This is a genomic window from Ruegeria sp. BI12 (genome assembly GCF_056537985.1).
Genome location: NZ_JBQFSL010000001.1, coordinates 1,526,477 through 1,550,460, shown reverse-complemented (window position 1 = coordinate 1,550,460; position 23,984 = coordinate 1,526,477). Strand labels below are relative to the sequence as shown.

Annotated in this window: 25 protein-coding genes; 12 read left to right on the top strand and 13 right to left on the bottom strand. The window is 56.7% G+C overall.

What is annotated here, in order from left to right; all coding sequences use genetic code 11:
• Positions 1-56: 56 nt before the first annotated feature.
• The 7 genes from infC to cobA all read right to left on the bottom strand — a co-directional run bounded on the left by infC (position 57) and on the right by cobA (position 5,685).
• A complete protein-coding gene (infC, locus tag ACR0AK_RS07985; RefSeq protein WP_438826307.1) occupies positions 57-518 on the bottom strand; it encodes a translation initiation factor IF-3 in 462 nt (153 codons plus the stop codon).
• Between the two features lie 247 nt (positions 519-765).
• Positions 766-1,599 (bottom strand): ferredoxin--NADP reductase, encoded by an 834-nt coding sequence (locus ACR0AK_RS07980; protein WP_170557554.1) that lies wholly within the window; start codon positions 1,597-1,599, stop codon positions 766-768.
• 107 nt (positions 1,600-1,706) lie between these two features.
• A complete protein-coding gene (locus ACR0AK_RS07975; protein ID WP_170557552.1) occupies positions 1,707-2,114 on the bottom strand; it encodes a DUF934 domain-containing protein in 408 nt (135 codons plus the stop codon).
• Positions 2,111-2,872, bottom strand: coding sequence for a phosphoadenylyl-sulfate reductase (locus ACR0AK_RS07970; RefSeq protein ID WP_480792936.1), 762 nt, complete (start codon positions 2,870-2,872; stop codon positions 2,111-2,113). The genes ACR0AK_RS07975 and ACR0AK_RS07970 overlap by 4 nt, the downstream gene beginning before the upstream one ends.
• Positions 2,862-4,526 (bottom strand): nitrite/sulfite reductase, encoded by a 1,665-nt coding sequence (locus tag ACR0AK_RS07965; RefSeq protein WP_480792935.1) that lies wholly within the window; start codon positions 4,524-4,526, stop codon positions 2,862-2,864. Before ACR0AK_RS07965 ends, ACR0AK_RS07970 begins: the two co-directional genes overlap by 11 nt.
• Before the next feature lie 68 nt (positions 4,527-4,594).
• A complete protein-coding gene (locus ACR0AK_RS07960) occupies positions 4,595-4,909 on the bottom strand; it encodes a DUF2849 domain-containing protein (RefSeq protein WP_170557547.1) in 315 nt (104 codons plus the stop codon).
• Positions 4,909-5,685 (bottom strand): uroporphyrinogen-III C-methyltransferase, encoded by a 777-nt coding sequence (cobA, locus tag ACR0AK_RS07955; protein WP_480792934.1) that lies wholly within the window; start codon positions 5,683-5,685, stop codon positions 4,909-4,911. Before cobA ends, ACR0AK_RS07960 begins: the two co-directional genes overlap by 1 nt.
• A 143-nt stretch (positions 5,686-5,828) precedes the next feature.
• On the opposite strand from cobA, the gene ACR0AK_RS07950 reads away from it, so the two are divergent.
• Entirely contained in the window at positions 5,829-6,308 is a 480-nt protein-coding gene (locus ACR0AK_RS07950) for an Lrp/AsnC family transcriptional regulator (RefSeq protein WP_170557543.1), read from the top strand.
• On the opposite strand, the gene ACR0AK_RS07945 is transcribed toward ACR0AK_RS07950, so the two are convergent.
• A complete protein-coding gene (locus tag ACR0AK_RS07945) occupies positions 6,305-7,486 on the bottom strand; it encodes a cytochrome P450 (RefSeq protein ID WP_480792933.1) in 1,182 nt (393 codons plus the stop codon). The genes ACR0AK_RS07950 and ACR0AK_RS07945 overlap by 4 nt on opposite strands.
• A 47-nt stretch (positions 7,487-7,533) precedes the next feature.
• On the opposite strand from ACR0AK_RS07945, the gene ACR0AK_RS07940 reads away from it, so the two are divergent.
• The 6 genes from ACR0AK_RS07940 to ACR0AK_RS07915 all read left to right on the top strand — a co-directional run bounded on the left by ACR0AK_RS07940 (position 7,534) and on the right by ACR0AK_RS07915 (position 14,660).
• A complete protein-coding gene (locus tag ACR0AK_RS07940; protein ID WP_480792932.1) occupies positions 7,534-9,267 on the top strand; it encodes a sensor histidine kinase in 1,734 nt (577 codons plus the stop codon).
• Complete coding sequence (locus ACR0AK_RS07935; RefSeq protein WP_480792931.1) at positions 9,264-10,493, top strand: sigma-54-dependent transcriptional regulator; 1,230 nt, start codon at positions 9,264-9,266, stop codon at positions 10,491-10,493. Before ACR0AK_RS07940 ends, ACR0AK_RS07935 begins: the two co-directional genes overlap by 4 nt.
• A gap of 370 nt (positions 10,494-10,863) precedes the next feature.
• The gene (locus ACR0AK_RS07930; RefSeq protein WP_480792930.1) at positions 10,864-11,865 is read left to right on the top strand and encodes a DctP family TRAP transporter solute-binding subunit; all 1,002 of its coding nucleotides are present in this window, start codon (positions 10,864-10,866) and stop codon (positions 11,863-11,865) included.
• A gap of 115 nt (positions 11,866-11,980) precedes the next feature.
• Entirely contained in the window at positions 11,981-12,658 is a 678-nt protein-coding gene (locus ACR0AK_RS07925) for a TRAP transporter small permease (protein ID WP_170557533.1), read from the top strand.
• Complete coding sequence (locus tag ACR0AK_RS07920; protein ID WP_170557531.1) at positions 12,658-14,034, top strand: TRAP transporter large permease; 1,377 nt, start codon at positions 12,658-12,660, stop codon at positions 14,032-14,034. The genes ACR0AK_RS07925 and ACR0AK_RS07920 overlap by 1 nt, the downstream gene beginning before the upstream one ends.
• A gap of 314 nt (positions 14,035-14,348) precedes the next feature.
• Entirely contained in the window at positions 14,349-14,660 is a 312-nt protein-coding gene (locus tag ACR0AK_RS07915; protein ID WP_170557529.1) for a DMT family transporter, read from the top strand.
• A 2-nt stretch (positions 14,661-14,662) separates the two neighbouring features.
• Here ACR0AK_RS07915 and tpiA read toward each other — a convergent pair whose 3' ends face one another.
• Entirely contained in the window at positions 14,663-15,412 is a 750-nt protein-coding gene (gene tpiA, locus ACR0AK_RS07910; RefSeq protein WP_480792929.1) for a triose-phosphate isomerase, read from the bottom strand.
• Between the two features lie 121 nt (positions 15,413-15,533).
• Here tpiA and ACR0AK_RS07905 point away from each other — a divergent pair, with 121 nt between their 5' ends.
• A complete protein-coding gene (locus ACR0AK_RS07905; protein WP_480792928.1) occupies positions 15,534-16,445 on the top strand; it encodes an isopenicillin N synthase family dioxygenase in 912 nt (303 codons plus the stop codon).
• Here the strand turns inward: ACR0AK_RS07905 and ACR0AK_RS07900 are convergent.
• Positions 16,442-16,807 (bottom strand): HesB/IscA family protein, encoded by a 366-nt coding sequence (locus tag ACR0AK_RS07900; RefSeq protein ID WP_170557523.1) that lies wholly within the window; start codon positions 16,805-16,807, stop codon positions 16,442-16,444. The two genes, ACR0AK_RS07905 and ACR0AK_RS07900, sit on opposite strands and share 4 nt — an antisense overlap.
• 200 nt (positions 16,808-17,007) lie before the next feature.
• Between ACR0AK_RS07900 and ACR0AK_RS07895 the strand changes: the two genes are divergently transcribed.
• Positions 17,008-17,343 carry a hypothetical protein gene (locus ACR0AK_RS07895; RefSeq protein WP_254452873.1) on the top strand — a complete coding sequence of 112 codons (336 nt, stop codon included), beginning with the start codon at positions 17,008-17,010 and terminating at the stop codon, positions 17,341-17,343.
• 105 nt (positions 17,344-17,448) lie between these two features.
• Here the strand turns inward: ACR0AK_RS07895 and ACR0AK_RS07890 are convergent, their stop codons facing one another.
• From ACR0AK_RS07890 to ACR0AK_RS07880, 3 genes are all read right to left on the bottom strand, one after another.
• Positions 17,449-17,811 (bottom strand): SUF system Fe-S cluster assembly protein, encoded by a 363-nt coding sequence (locus tag ACR0AK_RS07890; RefSeq protein ID WP_170412809.1) that lies wholly within the window; start codon positions 17,809-17,811, stop codon positions 17,449-17,451.
• A gap of 97 nt (positions 17,812-17,908) precedes the next feature.
• Positions 17,909-18,187 (bottom strand): NfeD family protein, encoded by a 279-nt coding sequence (locus ACR0AK_RS07885; RefSeq protein ID WP_170557522.1) that lies wholly within the window; start codon positions 18,185-18,187, stop codon positions 17,909-17,911.
• Positions 18,187-19,077 carry an SPFH domain-containing protein gene (locus ACR0AK_RS07880; RefSeq protein WP_170557520.1) on the bottom strand — a complete coding sequence of 297 codons (891 nt, stop codon included), beginning with the start codon at positions 19,075-19,077 and terminating at the stop codon, positions 18,187-18,189. Before ACR0AK_RS07880 ends, ACR0AK_RS07885 begins: the two co-directional genes overlap by 1 nt.
• Before the next feature lie 175 nt (positions 19,078-19,252).
• On the opposite strand from ACR0AK_RS07880, the gene ACR0AK_RS07875 reads away from it, so the two are divergent.
• The 3 genes from ACR0AK_RS07875 (at position 19,253) to lon (ending at position 23,979) form a co-directional block, all read left to right on the top strand.
• A complete protein-coding gene (locus ACR0AK_RS07875) occupies positions 19,253-20,164 on the top strand; it encodes a nucleoside hydrolase (RefSeq protein WP_480792927.1) in 912 nt (303 codons plus the stop codon).
• Positions 20,165-20,228: 64 nt separating this feature from the next.
• The gene (gene tgt / locus ACR0AK_RS07870; protein WP_480792926.1) at positions 20,229-21,359 is read left to right on the top strand and encodes a tRNA guanosine(34) transglycosylase Tgt; all 1,131 of its coding nucleotides are present in this window, start codon (positions 20,229-20,231) and stop codon (positions 21,357-21,359) included.
• Between the two features lie 211 nt (positions 21,360-21,570).
• Complete coding sequence (gene lon, locus ACR0AK_RS07865; protein WP_170557516.1) at positions 21,571-23,979, top strand: endopeptidase La; 2,409 nt, start codon at positions 21,571-21,573, stop codon at positions 23,977-23,979.
• Positions 23,980-23,984: the final 5 nt, after the last annotated feature.

Genomic DNA, 23,984 nt, shown 5'->3' with positions numbered 1-23,984 from the left:
CAAAAAACCCTGTCAGAGCGTATCTGACAGGGTTTCGAATTCGATATGCACCGCGATTACTTCTGCGGCAGCGGGCCGATCATCATGATCATCTGACGACCTTCCATCTTCGGCATGTTTTCAACCTTGCCGATTTCTTTGGTATCGGCTGCCACACGCTCCAGAAGCTCACGTCCAAGATTCTGGTGCGCCATCTCGCGGCCACGGAAACGCAAAGTGACTTTGACCTTGTCGCCGTTCTCAAGAAACTTGAACACGTTCCGCATTTTGACATCGTAGTCATGCGTGTCGGTGTTGGGCCGGAACTTGACCTCTTTCACCTCGATGATCTTTTGCTTCTTACGAGCTTCGCTTTCGCGCTTCTGCTGCTCATATTTGAACTTGCCAAAGTCCATGATCTTGCAGACCGGCGGGTTCGCATTCGGCGAGATCTCGACCAGATCAAGTCCGGCATCTGCGGCCATCTGCATGGCTTTGGCGGGATGAACCACCCCGACGTTTTCGCCTTCGGCGCCAATCAGGCGAATTTCAGGGGCACGGATCTTGTCATTGACGCGGGGGCCGGTGTCTCTCTGCGGCGGCGCGTTGTGAGGTCTGCGAGCTATGGGTTCATTCCTTTGATAATTGCAGAATTTCGAGGTCGGAATTTAGACTGGCCTGCACGCCGTTTCAAGCGGCATAAGTACAGGCCAGTCCGAAAATTCCGGGTTTTGTCAGGGGTTTTTCGCCAGTCCGGGGTAAATTGCCCCGGACTGGCGTGTTGGATTAACCAACAAAGGCTTTTTCGATGACAAATTCCTTGGGTTCGGAATTGGCACCTTCGCGCAGGCCGAACTCTTCCAGAATCTCTTTGATGTCGAGGTTGAAGGCCAGCGAACCACAAACCATCGCCCGGTCAGTATCCGGTTTGATGCCGCCTTCGATGCCCAGATCGGCAAAGACCGTGCCATCTTTCAGCAGCTCGGTAATGCGACCCATCTTGGGGCTCTCTTCTCGTGTGGTGGTCGGATAATAGCGGATCTTGTCCGCAAATCCTTCGCCCATCAGCTCGGCCAGCATTTCATCCTGACGGATGTTTTCGATCAGCTGACGTCCATATTCCAGTTCGCCAACTTCGCGGCAGGTATGGGTTATGATGACCTCATCATAATCCTCATAAGTCTGCGGCTCGCGCAGCAGCGAGGCGAAGGGTGCGAAACCTGTTCCGGTGGCGAAGAACCAAAGGCGCTTACCGGGCAGCAGGGCGTCGTGGACCAGCGTGCCAACGGGCTTGGGCCGTAAGATGATCTGATCACCCGGCTTGATGTGCTGCAACTTTGAGGTCAGCGGGCCGTCCTGGACCTTGATCGAGTAGAACTCCAGCTCTTCGTCCCACGAAGGCGAGGCGATGGAATAAGCGCGCAGCAAAGGTTTGCCGTTGTCGCCTAGCAGGCCGATCATCACGAACTCTCCCGACCGGAACCGCAGCGAGGCGGGACGCGACACCTTGAAGGAAAACAGGCTGTCGGTCCAATGTTTGACGTCTGTTACGGTCTGTGCGTCCGGAAGGACGGGGGCCTTGACTGCGGTTACTTCGGTCACGGGTTTCATCTCTGTCATCGTTTCACTATCGGCTGGGTAAACCGACATCTCCGTTTAATCTTTGATCCAAGTCAGGAAAAGGGGCTAAATGCCCCTTTGAAGTCACAAGCTGGCGATTGGCGAACTTAGCCGCGCAGGCGGGCCTGATAGTTGTGGTCTTTCCAATCGGCGCGGGCCAGCCACTGATCTTCGGGCTGGCGGTTGGCAAGCGCGTCGTCGATTTCGACCTCATCAAACCCGCTGCGGCGCGCCATGGCATATTGGTCAGCCAGAACATGACCTCTGGCCCGCAAACGACCGGTGTAGCCTTTTAGGCGCAACACGCGGGCGATGGTAAAGCCGCGACCATCCGCCGAAGACGGGAAGTCCACACGGACCATCCGGGCGCTGCCCAGGCGGTCGACAAGCTCATCGGGGTCAGTGTCCGAGGCCACGTCCAGCGCCACGACATCATTGGCTGCGTCTTCCAGAGTAACAAAGCCATCAGTCCAGTCATCGGGGGCGAACCCCTCATCCGTTACGATTACGTTCATGTTTTCTCTCCAGCGCGCACCATTTTGCCGTCGACAAAATGAATGCCGCATTCTTCTTTGTTCTGATCGCGCCAGCGTCCGGCGCGGGGGTCTTCGCCTTCTTTGACCGGCGAGGTGCAGGGCGCACAGCCGATCGAGGGGTAACCTTTAGCCACCAACGGATGCCGGGGCAGGTTGTTTTCGTCCATATAGGCGCGCACATCCTCGGGCGCCCAATGGGCCAGCGGGTTGACCTTGATCCGGCCGGTGCCGTCTTCGACCTCAAAGAAGTCAAGTGCGGCGCGTGTGCCTGATTGGAACCGTTTGCGACCGGAAATCCAGCCACCATACCCCGCCAGTGCCTTTTGCAGCGGGAAAGTCTTGCGCAGGTTGCAGCACGCATCGGTGTCACCCAAGCGCAGCGCCCCATAGGGGTCTTCGCGTTCCACATCTTCATCCTCGGCGCGGATGATGCGGACGTTTTTCAGCCCCAGACGTTCGCTGACCTCTTGCTGATATTCCAGCGTTTCGGTGAACAGCATCTGCGTGTCTACGAATAGCACCGGCGTCATTTTGTCGATTACCGCCGCCATGTGCAGCAACACGACCGACTCGGCACCGAAACTGGACACAAGGGCCAGTTCTTCGATCTCTTCCAGCGCGCCGTGCATGACATCATGGGCGCTGTGATGGCGGAACCGGGCGTTAAGCGCGTCGACCTGTTCGGTTAGCTCTGCGCGATCTTTACCCAGTTCCGTCTGGATCAGGTCAAGCGGCATTGGCCTGCGCCTCGGGGTAAAGCGCCGCCTTAAACGGTGCCATGCCTACACGGCGATAGGTTTCCAGGAACGTTTCTTCGGCGCTGTCACGCTGTTCCAGATAAGTGTCCACGATGCGCTCAACGGCTGGCACGATCTCATCATAGGCAAAGCCTGGACCGGTGCGGTCGCCAACGGCGGCTGTTTCGGTCGCATCACCACCCAGAGTGATCTGGTAGTTCTCGACGCCAGCGCGATCCAGACCCAGGATGCCGATGTGACCGACATGGTGGTGACCACATGCGTTGATGCAGCCCGAGATTTTGATCTTCAGGTGACCGATGTCATGCTCCAACTTCAGCTCATCAAAACGGGTCGCAATCTCTTGGGCAACCGGGATCGAACGGGCTGTCGCCAGCGCGCAGTAGTCCATGCCGGGGCAGGCGATGATATCGCTGATCAGCCCGATATTAGCGGTGGCCAGTTCGTACTCTTTCAGCTTCGCATGGATCGCGGGCAGGTCTGATTTGTGGACATGCGGCAGGATTACGTTCTGCTCATGGCTGATACGCAATTCGTCATAGGCGAACTCTTCGGCCAGATCAGCCATTACACGCATCTGTTCGGCGGTTGCATCGCCCGGCGTCTGGCCGTGCTTCTTGATCGAGATCGTGACGATCGCGTGGTCCGCGTTCTTGTGCGGCGCGATATTGGTATCGACCCAAGAGCGGAAGACCGGATCGTTGGTGTAGGCACTTTCGAACGACGCAACCGAGGCTTCACGGAAGGTTGGCGGGGCAAAGTGGCCCTTGATCTCTTCCAACAGATTCATGTCTGCGCCCTTGAACTGCGGGCGAACTTTCAGGAAGCGTTCGTTAACCTTGGCGCGGATCGCGTCGATGCCATGCTCATGCACGGTGATCTTGATGCGAGCTTTGTACTTGTTGTCGCGGCGACCGATCTGGTTCCACACGGAAACAGTGGCTTCCAGATAAGCCAGCAGGTCGTCAAAGGAGACGAATTCGGACAGTTCTTTACCGATCATCGGGGTACGGCCCAGGCCACCACCCACGATAACGCGGGCCCCCAGTACGCCATCACGCTCGACCAGTTGCAGGCCGATGTCATGCGCCTTGATCACGGCACGGTCATTTTCCGAACCGGTGATGGCGATCTTGAACTTACGCGGCATGAACTGGAATTCCGGGTGGTCGGTCGACCACTGGCGGAGCAATTCCGCATAGGGGCGAGGATCGGTGATCTCATCCGCGGCGGCACCAGCGAAATGGTCCGCAGTCACGTTGCGGATAGTGTTGCCCGAGGTCTGGATGGCGTGCATGCCGACCTCGGCCAAAGCGTCCAGCATATCGGGCACGTCATTCAGCTTGGGCCAGTTATACTGGATGTTCTGGCGGGTGGTGAAATGGCCATAGCCCTTGTCCCACTTCTCGGCCAGCAAGGCCAGTTGGCGCATCTGCGCGCTGGACAGTGTGCCATAGGGGATAGCGACCCGCAGCATATATGCGTGCAACTGCAGATACAGGCCGTTCATTAGGCGCAGGGGTTTGAATTCATCCTCGGTCAGCGAGCCGTCAATGCGGCGCTCGACCTGCGCGCGGAACTGCGCGTTACGTTCTGCCAAAAATGCTGTGTCGAACTCGGAGTAGCGATACATGATTAGCTGTCCTTAGTTGCAGCCCCGAACCGTGGGGCCTTGAGAAGGGGAGAGAGAAGGGCCAGAGGTCAGGCCCGGGGCTGCGGGGAAGTTTCCTGTTTGCCGTGGGCATAGTTGGACGGACCAGTGCGGCGGAAGTCTTCCCGGAAATGGGTGGGCTCGGGGCCGTTGTCGCCGGCGACGGCATCGGCAAGATAGGCACCAACGATTTTGCTGGCCTGACGCGTGGCATCCAGCAGGCGGACCTGAGCATGCGCTTCATCGGTGATCAGCTCGGCCTCGGACAACTCCCGAGACCACCGGTCGTCTTCAGTCAGGTAAATAACGTCACCTTCCAACAAGTCGTTGGCGGTCACTACTTTGGGGGTAAAAGCGCGGGCCATCAGGCGTGCTCCTTCTTGAATTCGGTCAGGGCCACGGCCGCCTGGCGTGGGGCGAGGCCATAAAATGTCAGGGTAGGGCCGTCCATTTCGGCGGCGTTCAAATCGGTGGGCAACTGGTCCAGAGTCGTTTCCAGAATGCGCTGGTCGGGGCGCGTAGCGTTTTCAACCAACGTCACCGGCGTCTGGCGATCTGCACCGTGCATGATCAGGCGGCCCTGAATGAAACGAGCGGACTTTTTGCCCATGTAAATCGCGGCCACTGAACCGGCGCGTGCCAAGGCAGTCCAGTCGTGATCCGCAAACCCTTTCATGTCGTGGCCTGTCAGAAAACGGACCGAAGAATTGCGGCCTCGCCGTGTCAGGCTTTGACCAATCCCTGCAACCGCCGCCGACGCAGCAGTGATGCCCGGTACGATCCGCCAAGATATGCCAGCAGCCTCGACCGCCTCAATCTCTTCATCCAGGCGTCCAAACACGGTCGGGTCGCCGGATTTCAGGCGAACGACGCGCTGACCTTTCAGGGCGTAATCGACCAGCAGGGCGTCAATGTCTTCCTGTTTCCACGACGGGCCGAAACCTGCCTTGCCGACATCGACCAGTTGGGCGGTCTTGCCGGCCAGTGCCAGAACCTCAGCGCTGATCAGACGGTCATGAAGTACAACGTCCGCGCGCTCGAAGGCATTTAGCGCCTTGAGCGTCAGCAATTCCGGATCGCCGGGACCCGCGCCGACAAAGTCGACATGTCCTGTGCCATCGTATGATTGCGTAAGCTGCATTTCTTGTCCCGAGTGTGGTTTGACTTGAGTTGCAATATAGGAAATATTCCCGCCGATACGCCATATGGGCGGGTAAATAAGGACAAACGTTCCGTCTGGGCTGGCCTTGGGAACGTTCGTTTCGAAACGAAAGGAAATTTGGAATGTCGGTGCGGATTGACGATACGGATCGGAAAATTCTGGTCGAGCTGCAGCGGGACGCAAGCCAATCGCTTGACGAAATAGCCGCCCGTGTCGGTAGTTCCAAAACCCCTGTCTGGAATCGGATACGCAAGCTGAAAGGGGCCGGTGTGATCGGTCAGCAGACCGTACTATTGGACGCTGAAGCACTGGGATTTGAGGCTACGTTTTTCGTTTTGATCCGTACCTCAGAACACGAGGCTGACTGGCAGCACAAGTTCCTCAAAGCCCTGCGCGACAGGCCCGAAGTGCAAGAAGCCCACAGGTTGGCCGGGGATATCGATTATATCCTTAAGGTGCGGGTCAAGAACGCGCGTGCCTATGACGAATTCTATCAGGCGCTGATTTCAGAAGTGCGTGTGCACAATGTGACTGCTTTGCTGTCTATGGAAGAAATCAAATCGACGACCATGCTGCCCTTGAACGCATTGATCCAAAGCTAAGTCTGCACCATCAATCTGGTCAGCCCGTGGAAATGGTAGGTGTTCGAATACTCCGGATCGGCGCTCAGGCGCAGGTTCGGACAGCGTTCAAACAACGTGGACAGCGCGACTCGCATTTCCATGCGGGCCAGCGGAGCACCAACGCAAAAATGCAGACCAGCACCGAAACTGGTGTTCGTGACAATGGCCCGGCTGGGATCAAACCTGTCCGGGTCAGCCCAGACCGCAGGGTCCCGGTTTGCCGCGCCCAATAGCAGCGCAACCTCATCTCCGCGTTCAAAGCTGTGCCCGAAAACATCTATGTCTTCATAAGCATAGCGGGTGAACATATGTAGCGGCGGATCATAGCGCAAAATCTCTTCGACTGTGCAATCGATGCTGTCAGGCAAAAAGACTTGAGGGCTGACACCCAGTTGCAGAACGGTCTTCACGCCATTTCCAAGCGAGTGCACGGTCGCCTCGTGCCCGGCATTCAAAAGCAGGATGCAGGTGGCGACCAACTCTTCGAGCGATAGTTTCTCGCCATCTTCCTCGGCCACAATCAATCGTGTGATTAGGTCGTCTTGTGGATCGTTGCGGCGTTGCTCGATGTAGCCGATCAAAAAGTCGGTGAATTCCTGAGAAGAAGTAGCAGCGGCAGTTTCGGTCTCAGGGCTACGGCTGGCCTGATACATTGCTACCATATCATGGGACCAGCGCAGCAAGTTGGGTGACATTTCCTCGGGCACGCCCAGCAGTCGGCAGATTGTTATGACCGGAACTTGCGTGCAATAGGCGGAAAGAAGATCAAAGGGTTCATCGGGAAAAGCGTCAATCAAAGAATGAGTTAGGTCGCGGATCGAAGGTTCCAGCGCCGCAATTGCCCGCGACGTGAATGCCCTCATCACCAGCGCCCGCAAGCGTGTATGCCTCGGCGGTTCTGCTTCGAGCAACGAGTGTGCCTCGACCGCCAGCCACGGTGCCAGATGTGCTGGTCCAGGTGTTTGCAATTCTTCTGGCACCTCACGCCCAAAGCGGCGGTCTTTCAGAAGGGCCGATACTGCACGATGTGACACCGCTGCGACCTTCCCATAATCGTCCCAAAAGACGAGGTCACCGCTCGCGCGCGCCTGATCATAGAACGGGTAGGGTTTTTGTACGAAATCCGGATCGACCGGGGATTGAAATACCGTCTTCATGCGGCGCAGACTTGCCATGCAGCGCGCTGAATGCAAGACCCTATGTCATGCAACGCGTTTGGGTCATTCTGGGATTTTTGTTTGCTGTCGGCCTATTGGCCGTCGGCGTCTGGTCTTATGGCTACCGTCAGGCGCTGTCGCAGCTTAGCGAAAAGGCCGAGGCCGACCTTGAACTGGCTGCAGACCGTCTGAGCACTCAGATGCAGGTCTATCAGGAACTGGCGGTGTTGATGGCCACGCATCCCGTCCTGCGGTCCCTTGAAACGCCGGCGCAGCAACAGACCGCGCGCGAGATATTGCTGGACGTGGCTGACAAGACCTCGGCCGTCAACATGATGTATCTGGACCAAAACGGGCGGGTTCTGGCCTCGGCACAGCCGGTGGATCGCCAAGACATGGCCGATCATCCTGCATTCCAGCGTGCAATGCAGGGTGCGATGGGCAGCGCGCATGGTGTTGTGGAAGGCAGCGGAGATCGCACATATTCTTACGCCGCCCCTGCCTTTGGTCCTGTCGGTCAGGTCGAGGGCGTACTGATCGTTGTGGCCGATGTGCAGGATGTTGAACAGACCTGGCGTGGTAGTACCGAGGCGGTGTTTTTCATTGACGGTGACGGCGTCGTCTTTATCTCGAACCGATCAGATTTGCTGTTTTGGCACCGGGATGAGGGACAAGTGGGCCTGACACCTCCGGATGGCGGGGCGGTCGATTTCGCCTCGGTTCAGGTCGGTCCGCATGAGGTATGGCAGTTGAATTGGGGGCGATACCTGCCCAGCCGTGCGTTGCACCTGATGTTGGACCTGCCTGTTATTGATATGACAGCTGAGGTTCTGGTCGATGTGGCACCCGCGCAGCGCCTGGCGAGTTTGCAGGCAGCAACCGTTGCCGCAATCTGTTTGGCCTTCGGCGCACTATTGTATTTGGCGACCGAACGCCGTCGCACATTGGCCGAGGCCAACGCTGTATTGGAAAGCCGGGTCGCGCAACGGACTCATGCTTTGACGGCTGCGAACACCGCTCTGCGCCGCGAGGTGCGTGAACGCGAGGATGCCGAAACCGCGCTGAAGCACGCTCAGGAAGAGCTGATTCAGGCGGGCAAACTCAGCGCGTTGGGCCAGATGTCGGCGGGCATCAGTCACGAATTGAATCAGCCCCTGATGGCGATCCAGCAATTCGCCGACAATGGCGCCGCATTTCTGTCTCGCGGCCGGAATGAGAAAGCCTCAGAGAACCTGACCCGTATCTCTGCCATGGCAGCCCGGATGGCACGCATTATCAAGAACCTCCGCGCTTTTGCTCGCAACGAAAGCGAACCGATGGGTAAGGTCAATCTGGTTCAGGTGATAGATACGGCGGTGGAACTGACCGAGGCTCGGTTGCGGACCGAAGATGTCCGTATGGATTGGGCACCGCCCAACAGCCCGGTTTACGCGTGGGGCGGCGAAGTACGGTTGGTTCAGGTGTTCGTGAACTTGATCAACAATGCTGCTGACGCGATGGGCGGGCAGGTCGATCGCCTTATTCGCATCAGGATCGAACATGGCAACAAGCTGGCCGTTACCGTCCGCGATATCGGTCCTGGTATCGAAAACTCGGAAAAGCTGTTCGAGCCGTTCTACACGACCAAGGCCGTCGGATCCTCTGAGGGGATGGGGCTTGGGCTTTCGATCTCGTATGGTTTGGTGCAAAGCTTTGGGGGTAATATCCGGGGTGCAAATCTGGATACCGGGGCGCTGTTCACGGTCGAGCTTGAGCCTTTCACGGAACACGAGGTCGCATGACGCGGAAAGTTTTACTGGTTGATGATGATGCCGCCGTTCGCGAGGCCTTGGCGCAAACGCTTGAGCTGGCGGACTACGATCCCGTCACTGCGGGGTCCTTTGTTGCAGCAAAAGACCATATTCGCGCGGATTTTCCCGGCGTGATCGTCTCAGATATCCGAATGCCGGGCCGGGACGGGTTTCACCTGCTGAACTACGCGCGCGAGGTTGATCCCGACCTGCCGGTTGTTCTTTTGACCGGAGAGGGTGACATCCCGATGGCGGTACAGGCAATGGGACAGGGCGCGTTCGGCTTTCTGGAAAAGCCATGTGCGGCAGCAGACCTGCTGTCTGTTTTAGAGCGCGCACTGGACGCGCGCGCCCAGGTGATCGAACAACGTGCCCTGAAATCAGAGCTTGAGCGCGGAGACCCGGCCGCGCGGTTGTTGTTCGGTCTGTCTGCACAGGCCGAGGCGCTGCGTGAACGGGTCCGATCCGTCGCACCCACCGGGGCTGAGGTTCTTGTAACCGGGCCGCCTGGAAGCGGGATTTCGAAAGTTGCCGAGGTCGTGCATTTGATGTCGCCGGTCGGGCAGGGTCCATTCGTCAAGCGCCCGGCCTCGGGGATGACGCCCGAGGGACTGGCGCGAGTGTGTGAAGATGCGGCCGGTGGGTCTTTGTTTCTGGATGAGATTTCGGCCATGCCAAGTGCGACGCAATACGCCGCACTTGAGTTGGTAGAACAGGGTACGGGCGCACGTATTGTTGCAGGGACGACCGCCGATCTGGCCGTGCTGTCAGATCAGGGCAAATTCAATGCCGACCTGTTCTATCGTCTGGACGTCATGCGTGTGCGGATCCCGTCACTAGCGGAACGGCCCGAAGATATCCCAGTGATCTTTCGCCATTATGTCGCGCAAGCGGCAGAACAGGCGGGTATTGCCGAGCCCGAGATCACCTCAGAGCGACTGGCATCATTGATGGCCAGCGATTGGCCGGGCAATGCCAGATCGCTGATGTCGGCGGCGATGCGCTTCGTGTTGGGGATGCCTGAGGAGGTTGCACAGGCGGCTGATCTGGGACTGAGCGAGCAAATGGCGCGCGTCGAACGTTCGTTGCTGATTGCGGCACTGGGTCGGCACAATGGGAAAGCGTCAGATGCAGCAAAGGCATTGAAGCTGCCGCGTAAGACTTTTTACGACAAATTGGCGCGCTATCAGATTCGCCCCGAAGATTATCGGCGCTAACAGGGGCACCCGCCGCCTTTGGTCGCAATATCAGCTATTTGAAGGCATTGGGCCATAAGCATGCATCCAGAGGCGGCGGGTGTTCGTTCAAGAATCATCAGGTGAGTCGTTCGACCCGATTCGGGGCGCGTGCGGAAATCCGCACATCCGGGGATATGGCTGTGCGGAATTCCGCACAGAAAGATGCATCGCTGGCTGATGATAGTGAAGAAGATCCTGTTAAGTATCAGAAATAGAATAATAATAATGCTAATTCTCGAATTTCGAACAAAAAGTTGAGCGGTCGGCATTGATTCGCTTCACTGCGCGTCATGCGACGTCGATCCGGCGTCGACGGAAGGTTTCATGGAAGTCTGGGAGGAAAAGACAGATGAAATTCCTTACAACTGCTGCCACCGCACTCGCGCTTAGCGTTTCGGCCTCGGCTGCAATGGCCGCCTGTGACGACGGCGAGATCGTAGTCAAGTTTGCGCATGTCACGAACACTGACAAACACCCCAAGGGTATCGCGGCATCGCTGCTGGAACAGCGCGTGAACGACGAGATGAATGGCGTAATGTGCATGGAGGTCTATCCGAACTCCACGCTCTATAATGATGACAAGGTTCTTGAGGCGATGCTGCAAGGCGACGTCCAACTCGCTGCGCCATCGCTGTCGAAGTTCGAGAAGTTTACCAAGCAGTTCCGCCTGTTTGACCTGCCGTTCATGTTCAAGAACATCGACGCCGTGGACGCCTTCCAGGCCTCAGCGGATGGTCAGGCGATGAAAGACAGCATGCAGCGCCGCGGCCTGCAGGGCCTGGCTTTCTGGCACAATGGTATGAAGCAGATGTCGGCCAACAAGCCGCTGGAGTCCCCGTCGGATGCCGAAGGTCTGAAGTTCCGTGTTCAGTCTTCGGACGTTCTGGTTGCCCAAATGGAAGCCATCGGCGGTAGCCCGCAGAAAATGGCGTTCTCGGAAGTTTATGGCGCGCTACAGCAGGGCGTTGTTGACGGGCAGGAAAACACCTGGTCGAACATCTACGGTAAGAAGTTCTTCGAAGTGCAGGACGGCATCACCGAGACCAACCACGGTATCATTGATTACCTGGTTGTGACGTCGGTTGACTGGCTGGACAGCCTTGACCCGGAAGTTCGCGATCAGTTTCTGACCATCCTGGGTGAGGTGACCGAGACCCGGAACAAGGAAGCCTTTGCTGTGAATGAAGCGGCCAAAGCGTCGATCACCGATGCAGGCGGTATCATCCGCGATCTGAACCCTGAACAGCGTCAGGCGTGGGTCGACGCGATGAAACCCGTTTGGGACAAGTTCGCAGACGACGTAGGTCAGGACAAGATCGACGCCGCTCAGGCCATCAACGCCGGGTTCTGATCCCGGTTCAGGCCGCGTGTCCAAAGACTGGGGAGTTGCTGACGCGCAGGCCGGGCGGGCCGAGATCTGGCCCGCCACACCAAACTCTCATCACTAATAATGTGGGGACAGATAAATGTCTGGTTCGAAACCCGGCCAAGGCGGGCTGGTCGACCATATCGAAGAGACTCTGATTGCATCGCTCTTGGGCCTGATGACAGTCGTGACCTTCGCCAATGTAATCGCGCGGTTTGTATTCAATTCCAACATCCTGTGGGCACTTGAACTAACGGTTTTTGCCTTTGGGTGGCTGGTGTTGCTGGGCGCGTCATACGCGGTCAAAAAGCACGCTCACTTGGGTGTGGATGCAATCCTGAACATGCTGGCCCCGGCGCCGCGCCGCATTTTGGCACTGATCTCGGTGGCGTGTTGTCTGGCATTTTCGCTGCTGCTGTTGAAAGGGTCGTATGACTATTGGGCCGTGTTTGCCGACCTGCCGCCCACCTCGGGCCGCTGGTTCCCGACCGGTTTCAATTTCGATGCACGCAGCCAGAGCTTTTACGAAGTTGACGATATTCCCATGGTCGCACCGCTGCGCTTTCTTGAGGACCTGATCAACTATGGCGAGGGGTATGAAAAACTGCCCAAGGTGGTGCCGTATCTGGTGCTGCCGGTGTCGATGCTGCTTCTGGTGATCCGCTTTGCGCAGGTCGCAGTACAAATCTGGCGTGGTGAGACCGACCGTCTTGTCGCCAGCCACGAAGTCGAGGACGAGATCGAAGAAGTCCGCGCTCAGCAAGGAGAGCATGACTGATGGACGTCGTACTTCTTTTCTCAATGGTTATTGGCCTGCTGCTGATCGGTGTGCCGATTGCGGTGGCCTTGGGCCTCAGCTCGACCCTGTTCCTGTTGATCTACTCCGACAGCTCGCTGGCTTCTGTGGCAGGTACGCTTTTTGAAGCTTTTGAAGGGCACTTTACCCTGTTGGCCATTCCGTTCTTCATCCTCGCCTCATCCTTTATGACAACGGGCGGCGTGGCGCGACGGATTATCCGTTTCTCGATTGCCTGCGTTGGCCATTTGCCGGGTGGCCTAGCAATTGCGGGTGTCTTTGCCTGTATGTTGTTCGCTGCGCTTTCGGGCTCTTCTCCGGCCACGGTTGTCGCCATCGGTTCCATCGTGATCGCCGGTATGCGGCAGGTTGGCTATTCCAAGGAATTCGCCGCTGGTGTGATCTGTAACGCGGGTACGCTGGGCATTCTGATCCCGCCGTCCATCGTGATGGTTGTTTACGCTGCGGCCGTTGAGGTCTCGGTCGGGAGGATGTTCCTTGCGGGCGTCATCCCGGGCCTGATGGCGGGCCTGATGCTGATGGTCACGATTTACGTCATGGCCAAGGTTAAGAACCTGCCGAAGGGTGACTGGAAGGGTTGGGGAGAAATCTTTACCTCCGCACGCGAAGCCGGTTGGGGCCTATTCCTGATCGTGATTATTCTGGGCGGTATCTATGGTGGTATCTTCACGCCGACCGAGGCTGCAGCAGTGGCTGCCGTATATGCCTTCTTTATCGCCAGCTTTGTCTACAAGGACATGGGGCCGCTCAGCACCGCTGGGGATGGCCAGAGCGTTCCGCTGCTAAAAAAGCCCTATGCGCTGGTCACGGCGTTCTTTCACCCCGATACCAAGCACACGCTGTTCGAGGCAGGCAAGCTGACGGTGACATTGCTGTTCGTCATCGCCAACGCGCTGATCCTCAAGCATGTGCTGACGGATGAACAGGTGCCTCAGCACATTGCAAGCGCCATGCTGTCCGCGGGTCTTGGTCCGGTCACCTTCCTGATCGTCGTCAACGTGATCCTTTTGATCGGCGGTCAGTTCATGGAGCCCTCGGGCTTGCTGGTTATCGTGGCACCTTTGGTGTTCCCGATCGCCATCGAGCTGGGTATCGATCCAATCCATTTGGGCATCATCATGGTGGTGAACATGGAAATCGGGATGATTACGCCCCCGGTTGGTTTGAACCTGTTCGTGACCTCGGGCGTGGCCGGTATGCCAATGATGAGTGTTGTGAAGGCGGCGCTGCCGTTCCTGGCCGTACTGTTCGTCTTCCTGATCATGGTGACGTATATTCCGTGGATTTCGACCTTCTTGCCCAATACCTTTATGGGTCCGGAAATCGTGACGAACTAGCGGGCATGCCCGCGACAAAAAAGGCCGGGTCTTTGACAGACCCGGCCTTCTTGCTGCGCGTTACTTCCCAGTGTGACCCGCTTGATCCTGTCATCAGCGCGATGGCGTCACATGCCCTTGTGACAGTCGCTGTTATCAAGGGGCAAAGCACTCTTCATATACTGCAATTTTCGACTCGTACCCTTTGCGAGTTTGCGACCAGCACAACGCATCCTCTTGAATGCCAATCAAGAGACTTTATGTACGGACAAGAGGACGACCTCGCCGCATTGGTTGATCATTCGGGACGACCCGAAACGATGTGAGGTTTCTCTATGCCCTGGATATTTTTGTTGTTCGCCGGTCTGCTGGAAATTGTCTGGGCCGTTGCCATGAAGCAGTCCGCCGGTTTCACGCGCTTATGGCCCACGGCCCTGATGGGTGTGTCGATGATCGGATCGTTCGGATTGCTTGCTCTTGCGATGCGCGATTTGCCTTTGGGCACGGCCTATACGATCTGGACTGGCATCGGTGCTGTAGGGGCGTTCATGGTCGGCGCAATGTTTCTGGGTGAGGCGCTGACTGCGCCCCGCCTGATCGCGGCGGCCCTGATTGTGACGGGGCTGGTGACAATGAAACTAGCCTGACCTCAGGCCTTTTGCAGGGCGTCGATAATGCCGGAAAAGTCTTGGGCTTTCAGGCTTGCGCCGCCCACCAAGGCCCCGTCCACGTTGGAGACAGCAAAGATTTCTGCTGCATTTCCCGGTTTGACCGAACCACCATAGAGCAAACGGACCGAGCGGCCGACACCTTCGCCAAATCGACGCTCAAGCCGGGCGCGGATGAAGTCGTGCACTTCTCCGATCTCGTCCAGGGTGGGGACCTTGCCGGTGCCAATAGCCCAGATTGGCTCATAGGCGACGATCAGGTTTTCGCCGGTCGACTGGTCTGGGATCGAACCGGACAACTGTCCGCCGATTATGTCCAGCGTGTTCGCGGCCTCGCGCTGCTCCAGGCTTTCGCCAACACAAATGATGGCTTTCAGGCCCGTATCCATCGCAGCGCGGGCTTTGGCGCGAACATCGTCGTTTTGCTCACCATGATCCTCGCGCCGTTCGGAATGGCCAAGAATGACGGCGCTTGCCCCTGTATCCATTAGCATCTGGGCGCTGACATCGCCTGTATGCGCGCCGGATTCGGCCGCGTGGCAGTCCTGTCCACCGACCGAAATTCCGGTGTCTTTTACCGTTTCTGCCGCGCGGTGCAGCAAGGTTGCGGGTGGGCAAATCAGAACATCCACTGATGCGTCAGGAAACGACCCGGCTAGCGCCTGAAGCTCGGGCAAATCAGCCGCAGTTCCGTTCATTTTCCAGTTTCCAGCCGCCAACTTGCGTCGCATAACGCATACCCCCAAATAAATCGTTGTTTGGTCATCGGATAGCACCACCGGCCGAGCCTGACAATTCCGGTTGCAAAGGTCAGATCATAACGGCAGGTTCCGCTTCACATTGGAGGGCGGTATGATCGACGATCTGAATCTGAAGAAACTGGACGACCGTGAGGCTTCAGAGCTAGCAAAACTGTTGCATGCCGTGGGTGAGGTTGGCTTTTTGACGGTGTCCAACACCGGGCTTGATGCCGATCAGGTACGGAACGTAATCGAAACCTATCGTGAATTCTTCCATTTGCCTGACCATCACAAAAAGACCGTTGATATGGCAATGACGGGTTCGAACCGAGGGTGGGGCGCGCCGCGATCCGAACAGGTGGACCCAATGGCCAATCCCGATTTCAAGGAAGTGTTCGATTGCGGCTATGAGCTGCCAGCCGGAAACGCATATGCTGACAATGGGCTGAGCGTGTATGCACCGAACCTGTGGCCGGAAAAGCCCCAGGAATTTCAAGGTGTAATCCAAACATATTACAGCGACGCTTGCTCGGTTGCGATGCGCGTTCTCAGGTCAATTGCCGTCGCTTTAGGCCGGGATGAAACCAGCTTTGATCGTGCCTTCGACACACCAATGGCCCTTTTGCGCGGAAACTTCTATCCAGAACGCCCGGCATGGGCCGGTGATCGGGATTTTGGCATTGGGGCGCACACTGACTATGGCTGCCTGACATTGCTGGCGACCGACGGAGTTTCAGGACTTGAGGTCCGGATGCCGGATGGCAGTTGGCAACCAGTCTCGGCCGCACCGGGTACGTTCATCATCAACTTTGGCGAGATGCTGGAATTCTGGACCGCCGGAAAAGTAAAAGCCACCGAACACCGCGTTGTGGGCGGTACGCAGGAACGTGTTTCGGTCCCACTCTTCTTTAATCCGTCCTACGATACTAACGTCGCTCCGCCGAAATCAGGCGAGACAATCAGCGCCGGTGACCATCTCACACGGCGTTACAACGAAACCTATGTGCATTTGAAGGCGAGTTAGTTTTGTGAAGACAGCGCGTCGTCGAATTTGATGGATTCACCGCATCCACAAGCGTCCACGACATTCGGGTTGCGGAACTTGAACCCGGATTCGAGTAGCGAAACTTCATAGTCGATTTCAGTTCCGAACAGGAACATCTGCGCCATGGGCGCGATCATGATGCGGGCGTCGTCCTGCTCGACCACCTCGTCGTTGGGTTCGGCCTCATCCACGTAGTCCATGGTGTATTCCATGCCCGCGCAACCGCCCTTCTTGATGCCAATACGCAAGCCAGCATGACCGCCGGACGCCATCAGGCGTGCGATTTGCTCGGCGGCTTTGGGCGTCATTGTCACGGCCTGTTTGCCGGGAATGCCAAACATGGTGGTCTCCGTTGCGCTACATTATCCCCAATTTAGGGCCGAGACGCGTCAGGCTCAAGACATAGCAAACCTGCTGACCTAATTTTTACCGTCAAAATGCTTGTCCCACGGGTGGCCGCTCAAAGTAAACTTGCATCTTAATCAACGTTCACCTTAGCCTGACCGCAGTATCAGGCTTTATTGATAAAGGGCAAATAATCATGGCAGGTTTTAGCATTAAATTCGGAAAAACTCTTCTACTGCAGGTCGCTAGCGCCTTTTTCTTATCCGCGAATTTCGTGTCTGCCGAAACAGACGGCAAGGTGCACCCAGTGAATTGCTCCACAGCCGAGGGTGATCTTCGGGCCATCGCAGCTGAAAAGAAACATGCGGAAGATCAGCAGGTAGAAAGTGTCATTGCAATCACACCTGCGGGCGCCTTGCTGGGTCTGGCCACTGGAACTGAGCAGAAAAGACTGACGATGCTCTCCGGCGACTATGTCAAGAAACTGGATGAGCGGGCGGAAGAAATCAAAGCGACGTGCGGCGTAAAATAAGCTGCGTGGTTCTGCCAAAAATACAAATAGGGCCGCTTTGTCGAAAAAGCGGCCCTGTTGCTTGATTACATATTGTTTGCATGTCTTTAGGGTGAAAACCTGAGGCTACATGAAGCCCAGTTCAAGACGTGCTTCGTCCGACATCATTTCCATGCCCCACGGGGGCTCCCATATCAGTTCTACGTCAACTTCCTTGACGCCCGCGACCGGTTCGATCGCCTCGACAATCCACCCCGGCATCTCGCCGGCGACCGGGCATCCAGGCGCAGTCAGGGTCATGATGACCTTCACAGCGTTTTCCTTGGTGATGTCGATCGTATAGATCAGACCCAGATCGTAGATATTTACCGGAATCTCAGGGTCGAAGACGGTTCTGCAAGCCTCGACCACAGATTCGTAGAGTGGATGATCGATGGTCGAAGGCGCAATCAACGGCGTACCTTCGAACTGTTCACTTGGATGCGTCATTCATGCCTCGGGGCTGTTACCTGATAAATTATATAGGGAAAGCCTGTGGCAGCGTCCAGTGGTGCCGTGGGGCCCCGGGACGCTGCGTCGATTTGGATCACTCGTTGATATCGTGGCGGAAGGTTTTGACCTGACCGTGGGGCAGGGCAAACATGCGACGCAGGATCAGCCAGGACACCAGCGATAGTGCTGCAAAGATCAATAGTAGTACCGGTAGGCCTGGGGCAAAGCCCGGAAGCACAAGCAAAAGCCCCGTGACAGCTGCTCCAATCGCAAAGCCAAGAAAGATGAACCCCGGCAAGACGATCTCAAGTATGCCCAGAGCAAGCGCTCCGGCCAGCCAGAGCCACCATGTAAGCCAGAAGGGATCAGCCATTACTTTCCTCCTTTCAGCATTTTAAACGCATCGCCAAAGGCTTCAAGCGCGTTGGCAGGGACAACAATGGTTTGCGATCCGGTACCGTTACCCAGCGCGTTCAGGGCTTCGACCTGCTTCAACGCAACCTGATACTGAGCAGCCTCGATACCATTGTCCTGAATGGCCTTGGCGACAACGCCGGTTGCATATGCTTCAGCTTCGGCCTGAATACGGCGGGCTTTTGCGGTCTGCTCGGCCGCATAAAGTTCTGCATCGGCCTGCAATTCGACTGAGCGTTTCTGTCCTTCGGCCTCGGTCACCTGCGCACGGCGGGCACGTTCGGCATTCAACTGCTGCAACATCGCGTCGCGGGTGGCCTGATCGAGGTTCACGTCCAGAATCTCGGCCCGGGTTACTTCGATACCCCAGTCATCAACGGCGGTTTCTACGCTTTCCTGAATGCGCTCAATCAGTTGCGCGCGGTTCGACTGGACCTCATCCAGATCCATCTTACCGATTTCGGCACGGACGATACCTGCAACCGTAGTTGCGATTGCACCATCGACGTCGCGGATCCGGTAAACAGTCTTTTCAGGTTCAAGAATGCGGTAAAATACCGATGTATCGATCTGAACCAGCACGTTGTCTTTGGTGATCGCGTCTTGCGTCGCATTTGGCAACTGGCGTTCAAGAATGGATATCTTGTGACGTGCAACATCCAGAAAAGGAACGATAAAGTTAATTCCGGGGCCAAGCACCGAGTGCAGGCGGCCAAAGCGTTCAACCACATATTTTTCCGATTGCGGCACAATTTTTATGCCCTTGAGTATTACAACGACGATCAGAACTGCTGCGAGCAGGTAAATGATGTTCGATGTTAGCAGTCCGATTATCTGATCTTCGGTCATATCTGTCCTCTTTTATTGTGTACTATGGTATACACTTGGGGATTGACTCGCCCATTTTCAACTCTGGTATGGCGGGAACGGGGATGGATGCAAATCTCAGAAACCCGAGATGTGGCATGGAAAATTTTGAATGTGGCTGCTTTGCATCCGGTCGTGATTGCGCTATCGGGCGGGGATGAAACTGATAATTGATACAGATCCGGGCATCGACGATGCGATGGCCATTGCCTATGCCGCCGCTGCACCAGAAATTGACCTGGTTGGCCTGACCACCGTTTTTGGCAACACACATGTGCATCAGTCCAGCCGCAACGCGCGGTTCCTGCTGCATAAACTGGGGATCGACGCCCCGGTTGCAGAGGGCGCGCCGCACCGGCGGGGGGCAGATTCGCATACGCCGTCCGAGCATGTGCACGGCCCCGAAGGGTTTGGGGATATCACCGAAATTCCCCAGGTTGGATCAAATCACACTATGACTGCGGCTGAATTTCTTGTGGATCAGGCGCGGGAACACAAGGGTGAGCTTGTCGTTTGTGCCGTTGGCCCACTGACCAATATCGCTGATGCCATGCAGTTGGATCCTGAGTTTGCGGGCAACATTAAGCGGCTGGTGATCATGGGCGGTGCTGTGTTTTGTCCCGGAAACATCACTGATCATGCCGAGGCCAACATATATAACGATGCACTGGCCGCGGATGCGGTGTTCGCATCGCCGCCGGATACGGTTCTGGTCGGCTTGGATGTCACGCTGAAAACTCTGTACGCGAATGCAGATTTCGAGGCACTGGCTGCACGTTCGGCTGATATGGGTGGGTTCCTTCGTGACATCGCGAAATTCTACCTGAAATTCTACAAGGATATTGGTGGTTTGGAGGGGTGCGGCCTGCACGACTCCACAGCCGTGATAGCTTGTACGCACGAACCCATGTTCGAGATGGTCGAAACCGGGCTTCGGGTGGTGGTTGAAGGGACGCAAATCGGAGCAACCCGACCAGACACGGATAGACCAACAGTTCGCGTATGCCGCGATGTGGACGGGGCGGGGGTTGTAAGCCTTTTCACCGACCGCGTCGCGTCACTGCCCTGACGTCTTGCATTAGTAGCGAAGATCGGGCAATTGCTGCCCGGTTCAGCGATCCTGAGGCATTCAAATGACAGACCGTTTTTCTTTCGACCTGAAGGCCACGGATGGAAAGGCCCGCACCGGAGTTATCAATACTCCGCGTGGTGAAGTGCGTACGCCTGCATTTATGCCGGTCGGCACTGCGGCAACGGTCAAAGCAATGATGCCGGAAAGTGTACGCGCTACAGGGGCGGATATTCTGCTGGGCAACACGTATCACTTGATGCTGCGTCCGACAGCCGAGCGGATCGACCGTTTGGGTGGGTTGCACAAGTTCATGAACTGGGAACGACCGATCCTTACGGATTCCGGCGGGTTTCAGGTCATGTCGCTGGCTGGGTTACGGAAGCTGACCGACAAAGGTGTGACCTTCAAATCGCATATCGATGGCTCGCGTCACGAGTTGACGCCTGAACGGTCGATGGAGATTCAGCGCCTTTTGGGCTCTGACATTGTCATGTGCTTTGATGAATGCCCGGCATTGCCTGCGGACCGGGATCGCATTGCGGAATCGATGCGCCTGTCGATGCGGTGGGCTCAGCGGTCACGCGATGCTTTCGGAGATCGCCCAGGCCATGCGCTGTTTGGTATTCAGCAGGGTGGGCTGGAAAAGGATTTCCGCGAGGAATCAGCCGAGGCGCTGAAAGAGATCGGTTTCGAGGGTTACGCCGTCGGCGGTCTTGCCGTGGGCGAAGGGCAAGAAGCGATGTTTGACGTGCTGGACTTTGCGCCGGACATGTTGCCTGTCGACAAACCGCGCTATCTGATGGGCGTCGGTAAGCCTGATGATATCGTTGGTGCGGTCGCGCGCGGAATCGACATGATGGATTGCGTTCTGCCTTCCCGTTCGGGGCGTACCGGGCAAGTTTTTACACGTTACGGTGTTGTGAACATCAAAAACGCCCGCCACGCTGATGACCCGCGTCCGCTGGACGAAAACTGCACGTGCCCGGCATGCTCGAATTATTCGCGTGCTTACCTACATCACGTTTTTCGCTCGAACGAAATGATCTCGGGCATGTTGCTGACCTGGCACAACTTGCATTATTTCCAAGAGATTATGCAGGGCATGCGCGATGCGATTGAAGCCGGCACTTTTGAGGCCTGGCGAGCAGAGTTCCATGCGCAGCGCCAACAAGGCGATATCGAGCCCGTTTGATAGGCAATCGGCGCAATGATGATGAAAATCGCCGAATAGTCCGTTAGGTGCCTTGCAGTCCCGAACACCTCAGGTCATTCTCACTTCGAGAGATGACGGTAAGGTTGAAATAGGGCACTAACTGCCCCACCTTAATCGTCCAAGACAGGAGACGGCCAGGCGTTGCCTCGATGAGGGACCAGAGCCGTCTTGCCAATGATAAGGATAGAGCATGCAAGAGCCCCTGAACTCCTCATACCCAGTGCTGCCGTTGCGCGATATCGTGGTTTTCCCACATATGATCGTGCCGCTGTTCGTCGGTCGTGAAAAATCCGTCCGCGCGCTGGAAGAAGTGATGCAGGACGACAAGCAGATTCTGTTGTCCAGCCAGATCGACCCAAGTGACGATGACCCCACCGAGGACGGCATCTATCGGTCGGGCGTGCTGGCCAATGTATTGCAGTTGCTGAAATTACCGGACGGCACCGTGAAGGTGCTGGTCGAAGGCCAGGCTCGTGTGAAAATCACGGAATTCCTTGAAAACGAAGAGTTCTTTGAGGCCCGCGCCGAATATCTGACCGAGATTCCAGGTGATGTGACGACGACCGAAGCGCTGCAGCGCACGGTTGCAGACGAATTCGAGCGCTATGCGAAAGTGCGCAAGAACATCCCCGAAGAAGCACTCACTGCAGTGGGCGAGACTGCCGAACCCGCCAAGCTGGCCGACCTCGTGTCGGGTCACTTGGGTATTGAGGTCGAGCAGAAGCAGGAACTACTGGAAACCCTCAGCGTCAGCGAGCGTCTGGAAAAGGTCTATGGCCTGATGCAGGGCGAAATGTCTGTTTTGCAGGTCGAGAAAAAGATCAAGACCCGTGTCAAAACCCAGATGGAGAAAACGCAGCGAGAGTACTATCTGAATGAGCAAATGAAGGCCATTCAGAAGGAGCTTGGCGATGGCGAGGACGGCAGCAACGAGGTCGCCGAGCTGGAAGCCAAGATCGAAGAGACCAAGCTGTCGAAAGAGGCGCGCGAAAAGGCCGAAGGCGAGCTGAAGAAGCTGCGCAATATGAGCCCGATGTCGGCTGAAGCCACTGTCGTGCGCAACTATCTGGACTGGATTTTGGCCTTGCCGTGGGGCACCAAATCTCGCGTTAAGAAAGATCTGGCGCGCGCGCAAACCATTCTAGATGACGATCACTATGGGCTTGAGAAGGTCAAAGAGCGGATCGTTGAATATCTGGCGGTTCAGCAGCGTTCGAAGAAGCTGAAAGGCCCGATCCTGTGCCTTGTCGGCCCTCCGGGTGTGGGTAAGACCTCGCTGGGTAAGTCCGTTGCCAAAGCCACGGGGCGCGAGTTCATTCGCATCTCGCTGGGTGGTGTACGCGATGAATCCGAGATCCGCGGTCACCGTCGGACCTATATCGGCTCGATGCCAGGTAAGATCATTCAGGCGCTGAAGAAGGCGAAAACCACGAACCCGCTCATCCTGCTCGACGAAATCGACAAGATGGGGCAGGACTTCCGTGGTGATCCGGCTTCGGCAATGCTTGAGGTGTTGGATCCGGAACAGAACAGCACGTTCATGGATCACTACCTTGAGGTCGAATATGACCTGTCCAACGTGATGTTCCTGACCACGTCGAACAGCTACAACATGCCTGGGCCTTTGCTGGACCGGATGGAGATCATCCCGCTGGCCGGTTACACCGAAGAGGAAAAGAGCGAGATCGCCAAGCAACACCTGATCGACAAGCAGGTCAAAAACCACGGTCTTAAGGCCAAGGAGTTTGAACTGACCGATGAGGCGCTGCAGAAGATCATCCGCACGTATACCCGTGAAGCGGGGGTGCGAAACCTCGAACGTGAAATCGCTAAGGTTGCGCGGAAATCGCTGACCAAGATCATCAAGAAAGAGGCGGAAGAGGTCACTGTGACGCCCGACAATCTGGATGATTTCCTTGGTGTGCCGAAGTTCCGTTATGGGCTCGCTGAGCAGGACGATCAGGTCGGTGTTGTTACCGGTCTGGCGTGGACCTCCGTTGGTGGTGACCTGCTGCATATCGAGGCGCTGAAACTGCCGGGCAAGGGTCGGATGAAAACCACCGGTAAGCTGGGCGATGTGATGAAGGAATCCATCGATGCGGCGTCGTCCTATGTGCGGTCAATCTCGCCTCAGATCGGGGTGAAGCCGCCTAAGTTTGACTCGCTGGATATCCACGTCCACGTGCCGGACGGCGCGACACCGAAAGATGGGCCATCGGCCGGTCTGGCTATGGTAACGTCGATCGTGTCGGTCCTGACTGGCATTCCGGTACGCAAGGATATCGCCATGACCGGTGAGGTTTCGTTGCGTGGTAACGCGATGCCAATAGGCGGTTTGAAAGAGAAACTGCTGGCGGCGCTGCGCGGTGGCATTAAGACGGTTCTGATTCCGGAAGAGAACGAAAAGGATCTCGCCGAGATCCCGGACAACGTGAAAGAAGGCCTGAAGATCATTCCGGTCAAGCACGTGTCCGAGGTTCTTAAAGAGGCACTGGTGCGCGAACCCGAAGCCATCGAATGGGATGAGGCCGCCGAAGAGGCTGCCGCAGCCGCTGCGAAGGCTACGGAAAGCTCGAGCCCGTCGGCGACGACACACTAAGAAAT

What these genes read in the sequence shown, in the direction of transcription:
- ACR0AK_RS07980 (WP_170557554.1), bottom strand. Translation starts at nt 1,599, where the DNA reads ATGACAGAGATGAAACCCGTGACCGAAGTAACCGCAGTCAAGGCCCCC.
- ACR0AK_RS07975 (WP_170557552.1), bottom strand. Translation starts at nt 2,114, where the DNA reads ATGAACGTAATCGTAACGGATGAGGGGTTCGCCCCCGATGACTGGACT.
- ACR0AK_RS07970 (WP_480792936.1), bottom strand. Translation starts at nt 2,872, where the DNA reads ATGCCGCTTGACCTGATCCAGACGGAACTGGGTAAAGATCGCGCAGAG.
- ACR0AK_RS07965 (WP_480792935.1), bottom strand. Translation starts at nt 4,526, where the DNA reads ATGTATCGCTACTCCGAGTTCGACACAGCATTTTTGGCAGAACGTAAC.
- ACR0AK_RS07960 (WP_170557547.1), bottom strand. Translation starts at nt 4,909, where the DNA reads ATGGCCCGCGCTTTTACCCCCAAAGTAGTGACCGCCAACGACTTGTTG.
- cobA (WP_480792934.1), bottom strand. Translation starts at nt 5,685, where the DNA reads ATGCAGCTTACGCAATCATACGATGGCACAGGACATGTCGACTTTGTC.
- ACR0AK_RS07950 (WP_170557543.1), top strand. Translation starts at nt 5,829, where the DNA reads ATGTCGGTGCGGATTGACGATACGGATCGGAAAATTCTGGTCGAGCTG.
- ACR0AK_RS07945 (WP_480792933.1), bottom strand. Translation starts at nt 7,486, where the DNA reads ATGAAGACGGTATTTCAATCCCCGGTCGATCCGGATTTCGTACAAAAA.
- ACR0AK_RS07940 (WP_480792932.1), top strand. Translation starts at nt 7,534, where the DNA reads ATGCAACGCGTTTGGGTCATTCTGGGATTTTTGTTTGCTGTCGGCCTA.
- ACR0AK_RS07935 (WP_480792931.1), top strand. Translation starts at nt 9,264, where the DNA reads ATGACGCGGAAAGTTTTACTGGTTGATGATGATGCCGCCGTTCGCGAG.
- ACR0AK_RS07930 (WP_480792930.1), top strand. Translation starts at nt 10,864, where the DNA reads ATGAAATTCCTTACAACTGCTGCCACCGCACTCGCGCTTAGCGTTTCG.
- ACR0AK_RS07925 (WP_170557533.1), top strand. Translation starts at nt 11,981, where the DNA reads ATGTCTGGTTCGAAACCCGGCCAAGGCGGGCTGGTCGACCATATCGAA.
- ACR0AK_RS07920 (WP_170557531.1), top strand. Translation starts at nt 12,658, where the DNA reads ATGGACGTCGTACTTCTTTTCTCAATGGTTATTGGCCTGCTGCTGATC.
- ACR0AK_RS07915 (WP_170557529.1), top strand. Translation starts at nt 14,349, where the DNA reads ATGCCCTGGATATTTTTGTTGTTCGCCGGTCTGCTGGAAATTGTCTGG.
- tpiA (WP_480792929.1), bottom strand. Translation starts at nt 15,412, where the DNA reads ATGCGACGCAAGTTGGCGGCTGGAAACTGGAAAATGAACGGAACTGCG.
- ACR0AK_RS07905 (WP_480792928.1), top strand. Translation starts at nt 15,534, where the DNA reads ATGATCGACGATCTGAATCTGAAGAAACTGGACGACCGTGAGGCTTCA.
- ACR0AK_RS07900 (WP_170557523.1), bottom strand. Translation starts at nt 16,807, where the DNA reads ATGTTTGGCATTCCCGGCAAACAGGCCGTGACAATGACGCCCAAAGCC.
- ACR0AK_RS07895 (WP_254452873.1), top strand. Translation starts at nt 17,008, where the DNA reads ATGGCAGGTTTTAGCATTAAATTCGGAAAAACTCTTCTACTGCAGGTC.
- ACR0AK_RS07890 (WP_170412809.1), bottom strand. Translation starts at nt 17,811, where the DNA reads ATGACGCATCCAAGTGAACAGTTCGAAGGTACGCCGTTGATTGCGCCT.
- ACR0AK_RS07885 (WP_170557522.1), bottom strand. Translation starts at nt 18,187, where the DNA reads ATGGCTGATCCCTTCTGGCTTACATGGTGGCTCTGGCTGGCCGGAGCG.
- ACR0AK_RS07880 (WP_170557520.1), bottom strand. Translation starts at nt 19,077, where the DNA reads ATGACCGAAGATCAGATAATCGGACTGCTAACATCGAACATCATTTAC.
- ACR0AK_RS07875 (WP_480792927.1), top strand. Translation starts at nt 19,253, where the DNA reads ATGAAACTGATAATTGATACAGATCCGGGCATCGACGATGCGATGGCC.
- tgt (WP_480792926.1), top strand. Translation starts at nt 20,229, where the DNA reads ATGACAGACCGTTTTTCTTTCGACCTGAAGGCCACGGATGGAAAGGCC.
- lon (WP_170557516.1), top strand. Translation starts at nt 21,571, where the DNA reads ATGCAAGAGCCCCTGAACTCCTCATACCCAGTGCTGCCGTTGCGCGAT.